Origin of the sequence: Ruegeria denitrificans, assembly GCF_001458295.1 — a bacterium.
GTDB lineage: Bacteria > Pseudomonadota > Alphaproteobacteria > Rhodobacterales > Rhodobacteraceae > Ruegeria > Ruegeria denitrificans.
On sequence record NZ_CYUD01000001.1, the window covers coordinates 318753 to 335602 of the forward strand.

Genomic DNA, 16850 nt, shown 5'->3' on the forward strand with positions numbered 1-16850 from the left:
ACTCCTCCTCAGCCCTTGATCCAGGGCAGTTTATCCAAATCCACGTTGCCGCCGGTAATGATCACGCCAACGCGTTTGCCTTTGAACACCTCGGGGTTTTTCAGGATGGTGGCCAACGGCACGGCGCTGCTGGGCTCCATCACGACACGCAGGTATTTCCAGGTCAGTTTCATCGCATCGACAATCTCCTGCTCGGATGCGGTGAAAATGTCGGTGACGTTCTTCGAGACAAAGTGCCAAGTGTTTTCCTTGAGAGGAACCAACAACCCATCGGCAACTGTTTTGGGGGCATCGTCGGCGATGATGTGCCCGGCTTTGAACGACCGATAGGCGTCGTCGGCTTGTTCGGGTTCGGCCGCGTAAATAGCGGTTTGAGGGGCCAGGTTTGACACGGTCAGGCAAGTGCCTGACACCATTCCACCACCCCCGATAGGCGCGATAACCGCATCTACTCCACCCGTCTGTTCCAGCAATTCGGCAGAACAGGTCGCCTGTCCGGCGATGACCCGTGGGTCATTGTACGGATGCACAAACTCACCACCGGTCCGCGCCTGAACTTCGGCAAAAGTGGCCTCGCGGGACGACGTTGACGGCTCGCATTCGGTGATTGTACCGCCAAACCGGCGCACGGCATCTTTTTTGGCCTGCGGAGCGGTGCGGGGCATGACCACGTTGCAGGGAATACCGCGCCGACCAGCAGCATAAGACAGCGACAAGGCATGGTTGCCGCTGGAATGCGTGCACACCCCTTTTTCGGCCATCTCATCGCTTAGCCCAAATACTGCGTTGCAGGCCCCGCGTACTTTGAAGGCCCCGGCCTCCTGGAAGTTTTCGCACTTAAAGAACAACTGTGCACCGGTCAGCTCGTCCAGATAATCAGAACGCATCACCGGGGTGCGGTTGATGTGAGGCCGAATCCGCTCGTGCGCTTCGCGCATATCGTCCAGCGTCAGGCGATCTGCCGTGGTTTGTGCGTCCAACATCAAGCTCCTCCTTAAGCTGCGGATTGCATTGGCGTGGCACTGCTGGTGCGGAAGTATTCCTGCGCTGCCGCAACACCGCTGCCCAGTTTGATCGGATAGTCCAGATCAGCCATCGCCATTTCGATTGTGGCCAGACCGGACAGAACCATTACATCCGTCAGGCTGCCAAGATGGCCGATACGGAAGGCTTTGCCGTTCATTTCACCCAATCCGATACCGAAGCTTACACCATAAGCGTTGAAAGCATGATCGGTCAGCGCATTACTGTCAAAGCCATCAGGTACGTAAATCGCACTGACCGTATCGGAATACAGCTCGGGCGATTGCGCCACCAACTCCAGTCCCCAGGCAGCGGTGGCCTTGCGGACCCCTTCGGCCAGACGGAAATGGCGGGCATATACGTTGTTCAGCCCTTCTTCGAACAGCATCTTCAGGCTTTCGCGCATACCATAGATCAGCTGCAGCGGTGGGGTATAGGGGAACCCGCCCGACGCATTTGCGTTCATCATATCGCGGAAGTCAAAGAAGGTGCGCGGCAATTGGGCCGTTTCCATTGCGGCCAGTGCCTTGGGACTGACGCACAGGATTGCCATGCCAGTTGCCAGCATGAAGCCCTTTTGCGAGCCCGAAACCGCAATGTCGACGCCCCAGCCATCAAACTCGAACGGCATCGAGGCCAGCGAGCTGACGCAATCCACAAACAGCATTGCCGGATGATCGCTGGCATCCATTGCCCCACGAACAGCACCGATATCCGAGCGTACGCCGGTCGCCGTCTCGTTATGTGTAACCAGAACTGCCCTAATCTTATGCTCTTTGTCTGCGGCAAGAGCTTCAGCGAATTTATCTGCGGGCGCACCGCTGCCCCAGGGGCATTCGATGATGCGTACATCCAGACCGTGCCGCTGGCACAGGTCGATCCAGCGATGGCTGAACATGCCATAACGCGCAACCAGTACGCTGTCGCCTGGGCTGAGCGTATTGGTCACCGATGCCTCCCAGCCGCCGGTTCCGCTGGCGGGGAAAGTGATGATTTTTCCTTCTTTGGTTCCAAACACCTTTTTGGTGTCCTCCAGAACCGGAGAGAAGGTTTCGACAAAATCAGGTGCGCGGTGGTCCTGTGTCTGGACCTGCATCGCCAAGCGCAAGCGATCCGGGATATTGGTAGGGCCGGGTATAAATACCGGGTTTTGATTGGACATGACTAAATCCTCCGATTTGCAGTTAAGTGTCGTTGAAAATGCTGTTCCGTGCAATTTTCTTGAAAAATATTTTCATTTTATGAATTAAATAAATAGTCCATTGAAAAAGCGTGATTTTTTGTTTTTCATTTTCGATGCCGAGGAATTAAGATGGAAAAAACTGCGCCAGGTCGAAAAGGAGAAGCCAGGGATGGAAACCCAAAAAAGGCCGCGTGGCAGGCCCAAATCGTTGTTCAAGGAAAGCTCGGCGGGGACCATGCAGTCGCTGGATCGGGCACTGGTCGTTCTGACCGCCGTGGCGCGAATGGAACGAGCTGCGTTAAGTGATCTTGCGCGTGAGGTGGATGTGCCCACGGCCACGACGCACCGCATTCTGGCGACGTTGCAGAAACATGGCTTTGCCGCCTTTGACGACGAGCGGCAGGAATGGATGATCGGGATTGAGGCATACCGAACCGGTGCCTCGTTCCTGCGTCGCAACAGTGTGATTGAGATTGGGCGACCGATCCTGCGACGTCTGATGCAGGACAGCGGCGAGACCGCCAATCTGGCTGTGCCGGACGGGGCCGAGGTGGTCTTTGTCGGGCAGGTTGAAGCACAAAACCCGATACGGGCTTTTTTCCCACCGGGTGCACGGACACCGATGTATGCGTCTGGCACGGGTAAGGCGATTCTAGCTGCGATGAGCGAGTCTGCGGCAAGCAAAGTGTTGGCGGCCGAAGCTGTTCGCTTTACTTCACATACGTTGCTGCCAGGCGAGGGGTTGCGCGAGGATCTGGCAAATACACGTTCTCGTGGCTGGTCGCATGATCACGAAGAACGGTACGAGGGCATGTCCTGCATCGGCGCAGCGATCTACAACGACCGGGGTGAACCCTGCGCCGGGATTTCCGTATCCGGGCCGTCTGTGCGGTTCATTGCCGATCGGGCAATGGAGCTGGGCGCATTGGTTCGGGATGCGGCGGAAGAGATCACGCAACTCAGTGGGGGTCGATTGCCGAAACCGTCCGAGGAATAGCGTCTATTTGCGTGGAACTCGGGGAATACGGGAATGTGACAGTTTGTATTTGTGCTCGGGGTGGGGCGGGTGGCCATGGGTGCGGCCCCAACATGCAGGCCCACCCCGTATCAGCCACAGCGGGATGCACAGGATCAGGCCAACGAAAAAGCCACCAGTATGGGCCCAATAGGCAACTCCGCCTTCATCCGGGGTGCTGGCAAGGCTGCCCATGAACTGAAGGCCCAGCCAAATGCCCAGCATGATAAAAGCAGGTATGGTGAAAATCCGGAAATAGACGATCAGGATCAGCAGAACATCCACGCGCGCCTTGGGGAACAGCAAAAGATAGCCGCCCATCACCCCGGCAATCGCACCCGAGGCTCCGATGGTCGGCACAACCGAGCCCGGCGCGGTGGCAACGTGGATCAGGCCTGCCCCGACACCGGCCAAAATATAGAACAGCAGGAAGGGCAGGTGCCCCATCTCATCTTCAAGGTTATCTCCGAATATCCAGAGAAACAGCATGTTGCCTGCCAGATGCATCCATCCGCCGTGCAGAAACATCGAGGTCACAAGGGTTTCGAACGCAAACCCGTCAGTGATCCGCGCCGGGATGATGGCATAGTCGAAATACAACCTATTGATTAGTGGCGCGTTATCCATGATCCCCACATAGCTGAAGAAAATCATGATATTGGCTGCCATCAGCAGATAAACGACATAGGGCGTGCGCCCCGAAGGGTTGTGGTCACGGATCGGAAACATGGGGGGACGCTGGGCTTTTCCCGGCCCAGCGTCAAGGTACGGTTACGCCGCACCTCCCAACAGGGCGGCGTTGCCACCGGCGGCTGTGGTATCGACGCAGACGTGATGCTCACCCAGAACCCGTGCCCTGTCGGGTCGACCGGGGATCAGCGGCAGGATCGGGCCATCGCGGCGGGCCAGATGGCGTTCGATCTCGCGTGCGGTTTCGTCGTCGCCCCACCACAGAACCCCGGAGAAGCCGGTGATGTTTTCCAGCCTGTGTAGGTCCATCATGCCGGTCGACAGGATTGCAGTGCCACCCAGTGCCACAACTGCTTCGGCCTGCGCTTGCGCGGCTTCGGGCCCTGGTCCCATGCACAACAAGGGCGCGCGGGGGATTTCACTCAGCCGATTGGATTCGCCGGTCGGGCCGGGTAGGGACTGGGTGCGAATGGCAGCAGGTTTGCCTTGCGGCTCGGGAAACTCGCTCATGGTGCTACTCCAACCCGCGGCGCTGTATTGGCGATCCGGCGCACAGAAACGTGTCATATAGTTTGGACCACCTGCCTTGGGCCCCGTGCCCGACAAACCTTCGCCGCCAAAAGGCTGAGAGCCTACGATCGCTCCGATCTGGTTGCGGTTGACATAGATGTTGCCCGCGTGAACAGCCTCGGTGATATGCTGCACCCGGTCGTCGATGCGGGTGTGCAGGCCAAAGGTCAGCCCGTAGCCCGTGGCATTGATATCGGCGATGACCTGATCAATCTCAGCAGCCTTGAACCGCACGACATGCAGGACCGGGCCAAACACTTCACGCTCCAGTGCGCTGATACCGGGGATTTCGATCAGGGTCGGGGCGATGAATGTCCCTTCGGGCGGTGTGCTCAGTTCCTTCAGCACCCGACCTTCCGCGCGTGCTTGTCCAATGTGATCCGCAATGCCCTGCAGCGCGCCGTGATCAATCACCGGTCCGCAGTCGGTCGACAAAAGCCAGGGGTCGCCGATCTGCAAAGCCTTTATCGCGCCGGTCAGCATGGTCAGCAAATCGTCGGCGATATCCTCTTGCACGTAAAGGCACCGCAGGGCCGAGCATCGCTGCCCTGCAGATTGAAAGGCGCTTTCAATGATGGATTGCACGGCCTGTTCGGGCAGGGCGGTGCTGTCAACGATCATGGCATTCAGCCCGCCGGTTTCCGCGATCAAAGGCGTGCCCGGTTTCAGGTTTTCTGCCATGGCCGCGCGGATTTTCTGCGCGGTGGCGGTCGATCCGGTGAAAGCTACCCCCGACACGCGTGGGTCCGAGGTCAGCGCCGCCCCGACAGACGGTCCGCCGGGCAACAGTTGCAGCACATCGCGTGGTACCCCAGCCTCGTGCAGCAATTGCACTGCCCGGTGCGCGACCAATGGCGTTTGCGGCGCGGGTTTCGCCAGAACGGCGTTACCGGTGGCCAGAGCTGCAGAAATCTGTCCGGTGAATATCGCCAGTGGAAAGTTCCACGGGCTAATGCAGGTGAACGTGCCCGCCGGATTAGCGGCCGGAATGTTTGCCGCGTAATAGCGCAGAAAATCGACCGCTTCGCGCAGTTCGGCCACCGCATCGGGGATGGATTTTCCTGCTTCACGGGCCAGCAGGGCGAAAAGCTCGCCATAATGGGCTTCGTACAGATCAGCCGCCGCGTTCAATATCTGCGCGCGTTGCGCAGCCGGAGCATTCCACGAGGATGCCGAGGCCAAAGCAAGTTCGACATCCTGAGCGCTGGCCGGGGCGACTGCGCCCGGATGGTCTTGTGGATGCGCCGGATTGGTGACGGGTTCGTCAGTGTCGGGGTGCGCGTCGTCGGACAACAGCGGCTGCGCGTACCAGTGATGAGCGCGAAACGCATCGCGAGCGGCATCAATCCGGTCAAGCGTCGGCGTATGTTGCAGATCGAACCCTTTAGAATTTGGGCGTTCGGGTTGAAACATTTCGGGCCCGGTTGGCAGCGGCGGCTTGGGCTCTTGAATACTGTCAAATGGGTCCGAGGCGACCTCCTCGGGCGGGACATTTTCATCAACGATCTGGTTCACGAAGGAGGAGTTCGCGCCATTCTCAAGCAGGCGCCGAACCAGATAGGCCAGAAGATCGCGATGCGCCCCGACCGGAGCGTAAATCCGGCAGCGCGTGTTGCTTTGATCCCGAACGATCTGGTGCAGAGTTTCACCCATTCCGTGCAGGCGCTGAAACTCGAAGGGTTGCGTGTCGGCCATATTCAGGATTGCGCTAACCGTATGGGCGTTGTGGGTTGCGAATTGCGGGTAAATCCGGTCGGTCATGTCCAGCAGCTTGCGGGCGTTGGAGATGTACGAGATATCGGTCGCGTCCTTGCGCGTGAATACTGGGAACCCGTCGACACCTTCGACCTGCGCGCGCTTGACCTCGGTATCCCAATAGGCCCCCTTAACCAGTCGGACCATCAGCTTGCGGTCGTGGCGTTCGGCCATTTCATAGAGCGTGTCCAGCACGATCCCGGCGCGTGGGCCATAAGCTTGAACCACGATGCCGAAACCGTCCCAACCGGCCAGCGCGGGTTCGGCCATCACCGCCTCGATCACCTGCAGGGACAGCGAGAGCCGGTCGGCTTCTTCGGCGTCAACGTTCAGGCCCATGCCAGCGGCTTTGGCCAACAGGCACAGGGCGCGCAGGCGGGGAACAAGCTCTTCCATCACGCGGCGTTCCTGCGCCAGTTCATAGCGCGGGTGCAGGGCTGATAGCTTCACCGATATCCCGGGGTTGGCGCGGATATCATCATGAGTGCAGGCATCGGCGATGGCCGCGATGGCACGTGAATAGGACAGGTGATAGCGGGCGGCGTCAGCCTCGGTGCGCGCCGCCTCGCCCAGCATGTCGTAAGAATAGGTGTAGCCTTTTGCCTCCATCCCGGCGGCACGGTCCATGGCGGAATGGATGGTCTCGCCCAGAACAAATTGACGGCCCATTTCTTTCATCGCACGACCCACGGCGGTGCGGATCACCGGCTCTCCCAATCGCTTGATGGCCCCGCGCAGGGCTCCGACGGGTGACGCTTTGCCTTCGTCCAGAACCTTGCCGGTCAGCATCAACGCCCAAGTTGACGCATTCACCAGCGAGGATGAGGACTGCCCCAGATGTTTGCCCCAATCCGACGGCGCGATCTTGTCCTCGATCAGTGCGTCGATGGTATCGGCATCCGGGACACGCAGCAGCGCTTCGGCTAAACACATCAGCGCGATGCCTTCGTCGGTGGACAGGCCGTATTCGGCCAAAAACACCTCCATCATGCCGGGCGAAGTGCTGGACCGGATGTCACGCACCAATTGCGCCGCGGCTGCACAGATCGCTGTGCGGTCGATCTGGGACAGGCCGGCCTGTTCGATCAGGTTATCCAGAATTGCGGATTGATCGGCATAGGTCTGGCCGTCGATAAGGGTGCGCAGGCTGTGTGTCATGTATCCTCCGGGCTTTTGGGCAGTATACAGTCGATTTTTCAGGACAATCGCCTTATTTTCTAAAATCAGAAGGCGAATGATCTGAAATATTGAGGCTTAAAGATGCAAAAAGGAAACCCCGATCTGGATCGGTTCGACCGGTCGATCCTGGCGATTCTGGCCGAAGACGGGCGTATCTCGGTCGCCGACCTTGCGCGGCGTATTGGTTTGTCGAAATCCCCTACACAATCACGTGTGAAAAGACTTGAGGCCGAAGGCATCATCACCGGATACCGCGCCCTGCTGGACCCCATCCGCCTCGGTCTGGATCATGTTGCATTTGTTGAAGTGCGCCTGACAGACACGCGTGAGAAGGCCTTGGCCGAGTTCAATGCAGCGGTGCGCAAAGTGGCTGAGATCGAGCAAGCCCATATGATTGCGTCGAATTTCGACTATTTGCTGAAAATCCGCACCGGCTCGATGTCGGAATACCGCGCGGTGCTGGCCGAGAAAATCTCATCCTTGCCGCATGTGGCCAACACGTCGACTTTCGTCGCGATGGAGGCGGTGAAAGAGACGGGCGTATCCGGTGCGATTGACGGAATGGGTTGACGAAACCCCAGCATGCGTCACCATTGGTGCATGAAACAGATCGCCTTTGCCTCCGTCCTTTTCATTTCCTCCACCGCTGCGAATGCACAGGACTGCCCTGTCGCGCCGGATCACAGCGCAGGTGTCAGCGGCGTCATTGCACAAATCCAGCAGGCCGAAAACGAGCAGGCTGCCCGCGCCCTGTCGAACCAATTGTGGGAGTTCTGGACCGACGCGCCGGATGAAAGTGCGCAAGCGGCGTTAGACCGGGGAATGGCGCGTCTCAGAGCTGCGGACCTGTACGGCGCGATTGAGGATTTCGACAAGCTGGTCGCCTATTGCCCGTCTTATGCCGAGGGGTACAACCAGCGCGCTTTCGCAAACTATTTGCGGCATGATTTTCAGGCCGCGTTGCCCGATCTGGACAAGGCGATCGAACTGTCGCCAAACCACGTGGGCGCCATAAGCGGGCGTGCCCTGACTCTATTGGGCCTGCATAGGATGGATGATGCACGCAAAGCTTTGAATCAGGCGCTCGAACTGAACCCGTGGTTGTCGGAACGCCATCTTCTGGCGCCCGGCGGGCCACTGGCGCCTCCGGGTGAGGATATCTGACAAAGCGCCCCCGACCTTAAAGACAAGGATCGTTTTCTATCGTGCTTAACCGACCAGACCATTATCGGTGCGCTTGATCGCAATGACCGATGATCTTGGCGTACCCCCATCGGGCCAGTTGCTGCCCGGATGCTGGATGCCAACAAACATGGTGCGCAGGTCGGTGGACCAGGCCAGACCGGTGACCTCACAGCCATTAGGACCGGTCATGAACCGCGCGATCTCGCCGGTCACCGAATCCCCAACCAGCATTTGGTTGTTGCCGTTGCCAGCAAAATCACCCTCGTTATTGTCCTTACCGTCTGTCTGAATCCAGATCAGGCCGGTCGAGTCGATGACCATTCCATCGGGTGAATTGAACAGGTTGCCCTCATTTATATTTGGCGAACCCGCGCGGTCATCGGAATGCACTGTCGGATTGCCCGCCATAACGTACAGATCCCAGTCGAACGCCTCGGCGGCATGGTCGTCATTCGCCGGACGCCAGCGCACGATCTGACCGTATTTGTTTGCCTCACGTGGGTTGGCGGCGTTGATCGGAGTGTCATCACCGCCGGCATTCGGCTTGACGCCGCGGTTTTTGTTGTTGGTCAGGCAGCAATAGGCTTCGACCGCAACTGGGCTCGACGCTACCCATTCGGGGCGATCCATGGTGGTGCCGCCAGCAGCAGAAGCCGCCATGCGGGTAAAGATCCGGATTTCAGGATCATCCATACCGGTGGTTTCCGGTGTCAGGGGCAGCCATTCGCCAGTTGCGTCTTCGCCGAACTTGGCAACGTAAAGCGTGCCGTCATTCAATAGGCTCTCGGTCTCAGCCCCCGGTTGGTAGGTGCCGTTCGAAACGAACTTGTACAGATACTCGCCACGCTCATCATCGCCCATATAGACAACCACGCGACCATCTGCGGCCAGCGTCACCTCGGCGTTTTCGTGTTTGAAGCGGCCCAGACCGGTGTGTTTGATCGGTGTGCTGTCCGGCTTGGTCGGGTCGACTTCCACAATCCAACCCGCGCGGTGCGGCTCATTGGGGTTTTTCGAGGTGTCAAAGCGTGGGTCGAACAGCTCATACCCGTTCCAGCTTTCGGCTTTGACGCCATAGCGATTGAAGCCGTCGGCGACCTTCTGGTCGTAGCTGGCGTTTTCGTCAGACGATCCGAAATAGCCGTTAAAGTTTTCTTCGCAGGTCAGGTAGGTACCCCAAGGCGTCTTGCCCGCACCGCAATTGTTCATAGTACCCAGCGAGGTCGTGCCGGTTGGATCAGCTTCGGTCTTCAGCAGGTCATGACCCGCTGCAGGACCGACGAACTTCATGGGCGTGTTATGGTGGACGCGGCGGTTGAAAGGACTGTCTTTGATAACCGACCAGCCGTTGGGGGTTTCGGTGATTTCCATCACGGTCACACCCTGTATGTTCTGCAACTTCAGAACGTCGTCCACGTTGGCGGGCACGCCCTCCTGGGCAGCAGGCAAGTTGATCTTGCGGTTTGGGTATTCGTGGTTGATCGCGATCAGTTCGTGACCCTGAAACGAGAAGGTCTCCATCCCGTCGGTGTTCTCGCCAAAGACACGATCCGATTTCTGAACCGGGCCACCGTCAGTCAGGTCGTACCCATCGGCGTCAGAAAACAGCGGATCGCCCCAGCGCATCAGCGTCTTCCATTCGTACCCTTCCGGCACGTGAACGGTGCCATCGGTCTGGGCGGCAATCGGAGTAAAGGCGAAGCGGGAAGCAGTGACAGCGTGGGCAGCAGTCGACCCCATCAGGCCCGCGCCCATGGCCGCTGCGCCTGAACCAAACGCCAGAACGCCACCCAGGAAACCACGGCGCGAGATGGCGCGTTCAACCACGCGGTCAAAATCATTTTCTTCGGGGCGGGGGAAATGCAGCTCATCCCAGTCATCGGCGGACAGGGTGGTGGGATCAACATCTTTCATGAATGGCTCCTAGCTGTCAGAATATAGCAGATGAAATACATTTAGGAGGTCTTTGTGACAGGTTGATAACAACCCAGTTAAAAGGGTCATCCCATCCTTCAAGGTTATGAGAGAGATGAAAAGGGCGAACGTCTTATTCGCAGGGGATTGCGGGTATCAGCGAGCCCATGCAACCCTACGACATTCAGCGCAAACGTTGACCGTCTGCATCAAACCGATACGCCTTTTCGGCGGCGTAGGTGAACCGCAATTCCTGACCTTCGGAAATGGCGTGCTGGCCGAACAGTCGCGCGGTCACGGATTGGTCGTGTACTTTGGCGATGACGTTTGTATCCCCACCTAATTTCTCCACGTGGCTGACACGCGCAGCCAGCGGGCCATCGTCAGCCAGAAACAGATCCTCGGGGCGGATGCCGATGGTGTTCTGACCGCCATCGCCCAGCAAGCCTTCGGGTAGGAAATTCATGGAAGGAGAGCCCAGAAACCCGGCCACGAACTGGTTTGCAGGGTTGTTATACAATTCCATCGGGCTGCCGATCTGTTCCACCCTCCCGTCGCGCAGCACGACGATCTTGTCGGCCAGCGTCATCGCCTCGGTCTGGTCATGGGTGACATAGATCATCGAGGCATCCAGCGCGCGGTGTAGGTTGGCGATCTCGATCCGCGTATTCATCCGCAGGGCGGCGTCCAGATTGGACAGCGGTTCGTCAAACAAGAATAACTTGGGTTTACGAACAATAGCCCGCCCAATCGCTACGCGCTGCCGCTGACCGCCCGACAGTTCAGACGGATAGCGATCCAGATAGGGTTCGAGGTTCAGCATCCGGCTGGCAATGGAGACACGTTCTTCGATCATCGCTTTCGACTGTTTCTCTTGCTTCAGCGCAAGGGTCATGTTTCCGCGCACGCTGAGATGCGGATAAAGCGCATAACTCTGGAACACCATCGCAATGCCTCGTTTGGAAGGGGGTACCAAATTGACCTGTTGGCCGCCGATGTTGATCTCGCCCGAGGACGCATCCTCAAGCCCTGCAATCACACGCAACAAGGTGGACTTGCCGCAGCCCGAAGGGCCGACGAAGACGACAAACTCGCCTTCTTCTACCTCAAGCGTGATGTCTTTGAGGACATGCACATTGCCGAAGGACTTGTTCACATTGCTCAGCATTAGGGCGGTCATTTTGCGGGCTCCTCAAGGGAAACGGGCTGGCCAGTGCGGATGCTTTCATCCGCGGCCAGACAAATGGCGAGGGATTGAACGGCGTCGTTCATGTGGCGCGTCATATCGATGTCTTCAGCGATAGCGCGCAGCATATAGGCTTGCTCAGCGTCACATAGTTCCTGGTGGCCGGGCTCGTCGGGCATCTCGACAGTGCGGTCGCCGCCTGGCGTATGGATCAGCAACCCGCCGACCTTGGTGTGCCCGTCGATATCGGACGAAGCCCCCTTGTTGCCGTCGGTGATCGAAACCGATCCGTTGGGCGACACGATATCTTTCACGAAAAAGGCCGTTTCAGACATCATCGGGCCCCAGCCGGCTTCGTACCAGCCGACCGAGCCATCAGCGAACATCACCTGAAACTGGCCATAATTATACATGCCTTCGGCGATCTCATCGGAAAGGCGCAAGCCCATTCCGTGGACACGAATGGGGCGTGCGTCAGTGATCTGGCACATCACGTCGACATAGTGCACACCGCAATCGACGATAGGCGAGGTTGTCTGCATCAGGGCCTTATGCGTCTCCCATTCCGCGCCCGAGGATTGCTGGTTCAGATTCAGGCGGAACACATAGGGTCCCCCCAGATTGCGGGATTCAGAGATCAGTTGCACCCATGACGGGTGATGGCGCAGGATGTACCCGACCACCAACTTGCGGTTCAGCCGCGTTGCTGTCTCGACCACGCGCCGAGCGTCGGCGACGTTGGTGGCCAGTGGCTTTTCAACGAACACATGCGCCCCCGCCTCCATCGCGGCACAGGCATAGTCTGCGTGGCTGTCGGAATAGGTGGCGACTACGACGAGATCGGGTTTGGTCTCTGCCAGCGCAGTTTCGAAATCCGAATAAGCCGGGTAGTCTGAAAGCTCTGGGTGCTCCACTCGACCGGATCGGTTCACCAGCCCAACAATCTGCGCGTCCGGATGGTAGTGATGGGCCAACGCATGGCTCAGCCCCATATTGCCCAGGCCTGCGATCAGAACACGGGTCATTTGACAGCTCCGGATGTAATGCCGCGGATCAGCTGGCGTGAGAAGATAACGTAGAGCACCAGCACCGGCAGGATTGCCATCGACAGCGCCGACAAGACCGCGTTCCAATCAGTGACGAACTGGCCGATAAAGACTTGGCTACCCAGCGTCAGCGTTTTGGTTTCTTCAGCCGGAGCAAGGATCAGCGGGAACCACAAGTCGTTCCAGATTGGGATCATGTTGAACACGGCCACGGTCGCCATGGCTGGGCGGACCAGCGGAAGCACCAGCCGGAAAAAGATTGTGTATTCCGACAGCCCGTCGATGCGCCCCGCGTTCTTAAGATCATCACTGACTTGCCGCATGAATTCGGACAGGATGAACACCGCCAAAGGTAACCCCTGCGCTGTATAAACAAGGATCAGCGCCCAGAGCGTATTCACCAGCCCCGTCGCCACCATCATCTCAAGGATCGCCACAGTGCCGATGCGGATCGGGATCATGATTCCCAACGCCAGATACAGCCCCATAAGCAGGTTGCCCCTGAACTGGTATTCAGACAGCGCATAGGCAGCCATGGCGCCAAATAACAGGACAAAGAACAGTGACGCGACCGTGACGATCATCGAGTTCTGGAAATAGAGGAAGAAATCCCCCTGCTTCATGACCGTCTCGTATCCGATCAGCGAGAAACTGTCGGCGCTGGGCAGGGCCAGGGGTTCGCGAAAGATAGCTCGACGGGTTTTGAAGCTGTTGATCAGAATGACAAAGACCGGGAACAGGGCGATCAGCGTATACAGGATCAACGCTCCGTGCATTGCAGCGGTGTTGAAGGGATTTTGGCGCGCTTTGTTCATCGCTGGGCCCTCACAGTTGATACCGGCGCATCCGGGTCTGGATGCCGAACAGATAGATGCAGACACCGACCAGGATGATGGCAAACATGGCCCCGGCAATGGCCGATCCCATATGCGGGTCGCCCAGTTGCAGCTGAAAACCAAAGAAGGTGCGGTACATGAACGTGCCCAGAATGTCGGTTGAGAAATCCGGCCCGGCTAACGCGCCCTGTGCAGCATAGATCAGGTCGAACGCGTTGAAGTTTCCGACAAAAGTCAGGATCGAGATGATCCCGATTGATGGCAGGATCAGCGGCAACTTGATCTTCCAGAAGGCCGAGGCCCCGGTGATACCGTCGATCTCGCCCGCCTCAAGGATTTCTTCCGGAATGGTCAGCAAGGCGGCATAGATGAGCATCATCGGGATGCCCACGAATTGCCAGACCGAGATCAGCGCCAGCGTGGTCAGTGCGTATTCCTCTTTTCCCAGCCATGGAGCGAACAGGGATTTCAGCCCAATTGCGTCCAGCATGGAAGGCGCGATGCCCCAGATCGGTGACAGGATCAGTTTCCAGGCAAAGCCGACGATCACAAAGCTCAGGATCGTAGGGATGAAGATCGCCGACCTATACAGCGCCGCAAATCGCAGGCGTGGGTGGCTGAGCAGCGCGGCCAGAGCGATGCCAATGGGGTTCTGAACCAGCATGTGGATCAGGAAAAACCAGAAATTATTCCCCAACGCATTCCAGAACTGTTCAGACCAGATCGGGTCAAAGAACAGTGTTTGAAAATTCTGCAATCCGACAAATACGCGGGTCTGGTCGATCTCGGTGTACAGCGCCAGACGTAGCGTGTTGAACAGCGGAAAGATCATAACTGCGGTATAGACAAGCACGGCGGGTGCCAGAAACACGACGATATGCCAGCGTAAGCGGGGGCGGTTCATTGGGCAGCTTTCAATGGGGTGTCGGGTTTACCCGGGCGATCATTGTCGCCCGGGTATGCCATGGTTTACTGATGCGGCGCGTACCAGGAGGCGAGGCCTTCCTGCAGTTCTGCACCCAGTTCCTCGGGGGATTTGGCACCTTTGATTGCGGCAACCGATGCGCCCCAGGTTTCATTCTCAAGGTTTGGCGTGCCGCGCGACAGGATTTGATAGGTCGAGCGAATGGTTGATTCACACTCGTTGCGCCAGCCTACGATTTCCTTGGCCAATGGGTCCTGCAATTCGACCGGGGTATCAGACAGTGGGAAGAAACCGGGCAGGGCATTGCCAAAGATTTCGGCAAATTCGGGGCTTGCGACCCAGGCCAAGAAAGTCTCAGCGGCCTCGGGGTGTTCAGTCGCGGCGTTCATGCCAATGCCGATATCGGTGTGGTCCGAAATATAACAGGTGTCGCCCGCGTTGCGGACTGGCGGTTTGAATGCCCCCATCTCGAAGTCGGCCTGTGTATTAAAGCCCGAGATTTCCCATGACCCTGCGGGATAGATCGCCGCCCGACCCAGTGTGAAGATGTTCTGACTGTCGGGATAGGTCTGTGCCTCATACCCGTCGCCCAGATACTCGCCCCAACGGGCCAATGTGGCATAGGGGGCGGTCCAGGCCTCATCGGTTAGCTTTTGCTCACCCGCGATCAGGGCCTGACGGCCTTCCTCACCCTTCCAGTAGTTCGGCCCGATGTTGTTGTAACCCATGGTGGCCGCTTCCCACTGGTCGTTGGTGCCCATCGCCATAGGGATATACGTACCGTCTTCCCGGATTTTGTCGAGCGCGGCAAAGAATTCATCCTCGGTCGTTGGGACCTCAAGGCCAAGTTCAGCAAAAGCGTCCTTGTTGTAAATGAAGCCATGAATTACAGAAGCCATCGGAACGCAGAATGTGACCGCGCCATCATCCGTCTGCCAGGCCGATTTCGCCACGTCCGAGAAGTTGCTCATTGCATCGACCCCGGACAAATCGCTCAGGTGTCCAGCGTCATACAGCGCCAAAGAGGCATCAAAGGGGCGGCAGGTAATCAGGTCACCGGCTGACCCGGCATCCAGCTTCGAGTTCAGAACGGCGTTGTACTCTGCTGGTGCAGACGGGGTGAAGTCAATCTTAATGCCCGGATGCTGCGCTTCGAACGCGGGAATGATCTGGTCCTGCCACAAGGTTAAGTCGTCATTACGCCAGCTCTCGATGGTCAGGGTTACGTCTTCGGCATATGCGGTTGTGGCCATCAGAGTCGTGCCCAGTAAAGCCAGTTTCAGTCTTGTGTGTTTCATTTCTCTCTCCCGTTATGTGGTTGTTAATCTTTGGCCAATGCTGCGGTCAGAACTCCGTTCGTGGCCTGCAGACGCGCGTCAGCTTGCGCCAGAGACAGGTCTTGTGCAGCAATCAGGATGGCGGGCTTTACATCGCCATGTGCGATGTCCAGCGCGTGTTGCGCAGTCTTTGTATCGACGTCAGCAATGCGGGCGACGATCCCTGCGGCGCGACCCCGCAGCTTGTCATTGTCAGCGCGCAGATTGACCATCATTCCGCCGTGCACATGGCCAAGCTCGACCGCCATAAGCGATGACAGCATGTTCAGCGCAATCTTCTGCGCTGTTCCCGCGCCCATGCGGGTAGAGCCCGAGATCAGCTCGGGCGGTGTGGTCAGAAGGATGGGAATGTCGGCACCCGTCAGCAGAGGGCTGCCCGCGTTATTGGCGATGCTGATCACGGTTGCGCCCTTGGCCAGGGCAATGTCCATTGCGGACACTGTGTAGGGCGTAGATCCGCTGGCTGAAACCGCAATCACTGTGTCTTTGGTCTGGAGGCCGCCCAACGCGAGCTCTAACCCTTCGGTTGCATCTTCGGCCCCGCCGGGCATTTCGACCCCGGTGGGCAGGCCGCCTGCCATGTGAATGCGCAGTTGGGCAGGTGAGATCGAGAATGTGCCGCCCAACTCTTGTGCGTCGGCGGCGGCCATCAGACCAGACGACCCGGCGGCCACAAAATGCAACACGCCCTCTGCCCGAATGGTCTTTGCCATCGCCCCGGCCCCCCGGACGATGTTGTCCTCAGCGTTACGGACGGCTGTGGCTGCGGCAATCTGACCTTCGATCAGCGCACGAGCTGAAGCAGCCAGGTCGCCTTGGGTCAGGCGTGCAGCATCAGGATGCAACTTTTCGGTCGACGGCAGCGTCAAGAGAATCCTCCCATGTGTTCTCTATACAATACCTATCTAATACCACTTGTCTAGAATTTTATTTCTGAATGAGATTTTCCAGCCAGTTTCACTGACTTAGGAGGAAATTGGCCAATTTTCTCCGAATAGGGTCTTCC

General features: G+C 58.1%; 14 protein-coding genes. 3 read left to right on the forward strand and 11 right to left on the reverse strand.

Annotated features, from left to right (window positions below; genetic code table 11):
• Positions 1 to 8: 8 nt before the first annotated feature.
• Positions 9 to 983 carry a beta-hydroxyaspartate dehydratase BhcB gene (gene bhcB / locus RUE5091_RS01490; RefSeq protein WP_058280102.1) on the reverse strand — a complete coding sequence of 325 codons (975 nt, stop codon included), beginning with the start codon at positions 981 to 983 and terminating at the stop codon, positions 9 to 11.
• A gap of 11 nt (positions 984 to 994) precedes the next feature.
• Entirely contained in the window at positions 995 to 2185 is a 1191-nt protein-coding gene (gene bhcA, locus RUE5091_RS01495; RefSeq protein ID WP_058280103.1) for an L-aspartate--glyoxylate aminotransferase BhcA, read from the reverse strand.
• 190 nt (positions 2186 to 2375) lie between these two features.
• On the opposite strand from bhcA, the gene RUE5091_RS01500 reads away from it, so the two are divergent.
• Positions 2376 to 3203, forward strand: a complete 828-nt coding sequence (locus RUE5091_RS01500; protein ID WP_058280358.1) for an IclR family transcriptional regulator — start codon at positions 2376 to 2378, stop codon at positions 3201 to 3203.
• A 3-nt stretch (positions 3204 to 3206) separates the two neighbouring features.
• On the opposite strand, the gene RUE5091_RS01505 is transcribed toward RUE5091_RS01500, so the two are convergent.
• Together RUE5091_RS01505 and putA are read right to left on the reverse strand one after the other, a co-directional pair.
• The gene (locus RUE5091_RS01505; RefSeq protein WP_058280104.1) at positions 3207 to 3950 is read right to left on the reverse strand and encodes a rhomboid family intramembrane serine protease; all 744 of its coding nucleotides are present in this window, start codon (positions 3948 to 3950) and stop codon (positions 3207 to 3209) included.
• A gap of 42 nt (positions 3951 to 3992) precedes the next feature.
• Positions 3993 to 7394: a bifunctional proline dehydrogenase/L-glutamate gamma-semialdehyde dehydrogenase PutA gene (gene putA / locus RUE5091_RS01510; RefSeq protein ID WP_058280105.1), complete on the reverse strand. Its 3402-nt coding sequence runs from the start codon at positions 7392 to 7394 to the stop codon at positions 3993 to 3995.
• Positions 7395 to 7496: 102 nt separating this feature from the next.
• On the opposite strand from putA, the gene RUE5091_RS01515 reads away from it, so the two are divergent.
• Complete coding sequence (locus tag RUE5091_RS01515; protein WP_058280106.1) at positions 7497 to 7985, forward strand: Lrp/AsnC family transcriptional regulator; 489 nt, start codon at positions 7497 to 7499, stop codon at positions 7983 to 7985.
• A 12-nt stretch (positions 7986 to 7997) separates the two neighbouring features.
• Positions 7998 to 8579, forward strand: a complete 582-nt coding sequence (locus tag RUE5091_RS01520; RefSeq protein WP_082643517.1) for a tetratricopeptide repeat protein — start codon at positions 7998 to 8000, stop codon at positions 8577 to 8579.
• 45 nt (positions 8580 to 8624) lie between these two features.
• On the opposite strand, the gene RUE5091_RS01525 is transcribed toward RUE5091_RS01520, so the two are convergent.
• The 7 genes from RUE5091_RS01525 to RUE5091_RS01555 form a co-directional block, all read right to left on the reverse strand.
• The gene (locus tag RUE5091_RS01525) at positions 8625 to 10514 is read right to left on the reverse strand and encodes a PhoX family protein (RefSeq protein ID WP_058280108.1); all 1890 of its coding nucleotides are present in this window, start codon (positions 10512 to 10514) and stop codon (positions 8625 to 8627) included.
• A 184-nt stretch (positions 10515 to 10698) separates the two neighbouring features.
• On the reverse strand, positions 10699 to 11694 hold the full coding sequence (locus RUE5091_RS01530) for an ABC transporter ATP-binding protein (protein WP_058280109.1): 996 nt from the start codon (positions 11692 to 11694) through the stop codon (positions 10699 to 10701).
• Positions 11691 to 12725, reverse strand: a complete 1035-nt coding sequence (locus tag RUE5091_RS01535; protein ID WP_058280110.1) for a Gfo/Idh/MocA family protein — start codon at positions 12723 to 12725, stop codon at positions 11691 to 11693. Before RUE5091_RS01535 ends, RUE5091_RS01530 begins: the two co-directional genes overlap by 4 nt.
• Positions 12722 to 13561 (reverse strand): carbohydrate ABC transporter permease, encoded by an 840-nt coding sequence (locus RUE5091_RS01540; protein ID WP_058280111.1) that lies wholly within the window; start codon positions 13559 to 13561, stop codon positions 12722 to 12724. Before RUE5091_RS01540 ends, RUE5091_RS01535 begins: the two co-directional genes overlap by 4 nt.
• A gap of 10 nt (positions 13562 to 13571) precedes the next feature.
• Entirely contained in the window at positions 13572 to 14486 is a 915-nt protein-coding gene (locus RUE5091_RS01545) for a carbohydrate ABC transporter permease (protein WP_058280112.1), read from the reverse strand.
• Positions 14487 to 14551: 65 nt separating this feature from the next.
• Positions 14552 to 15805, reverse strand: a complete 1254-nt coding sequence (locus RUE5091_RS01550; protein WP_058280113.1) for an ABC transporter substrate-binding protein — start codon at positions 15803 to 15805, stop codon at positions 14552 to 14554.
• Positions 15806 to 15828: 23 nt separating this feature from the next.
• Positions 15829 to 16713: an N-acetylmuramic acid 6-phosphate etherase gene (locus RUE5091_RS01555; protein ID WP_058280114.1), complete on the reverse strand. Its 885-nt coding sequence runs from the start codon at positions 16711 to 16713 to the stop codon at positions 15829 to 15831.
• Positions 16714 to 16850: the final 137 nt, after the last annotated feature.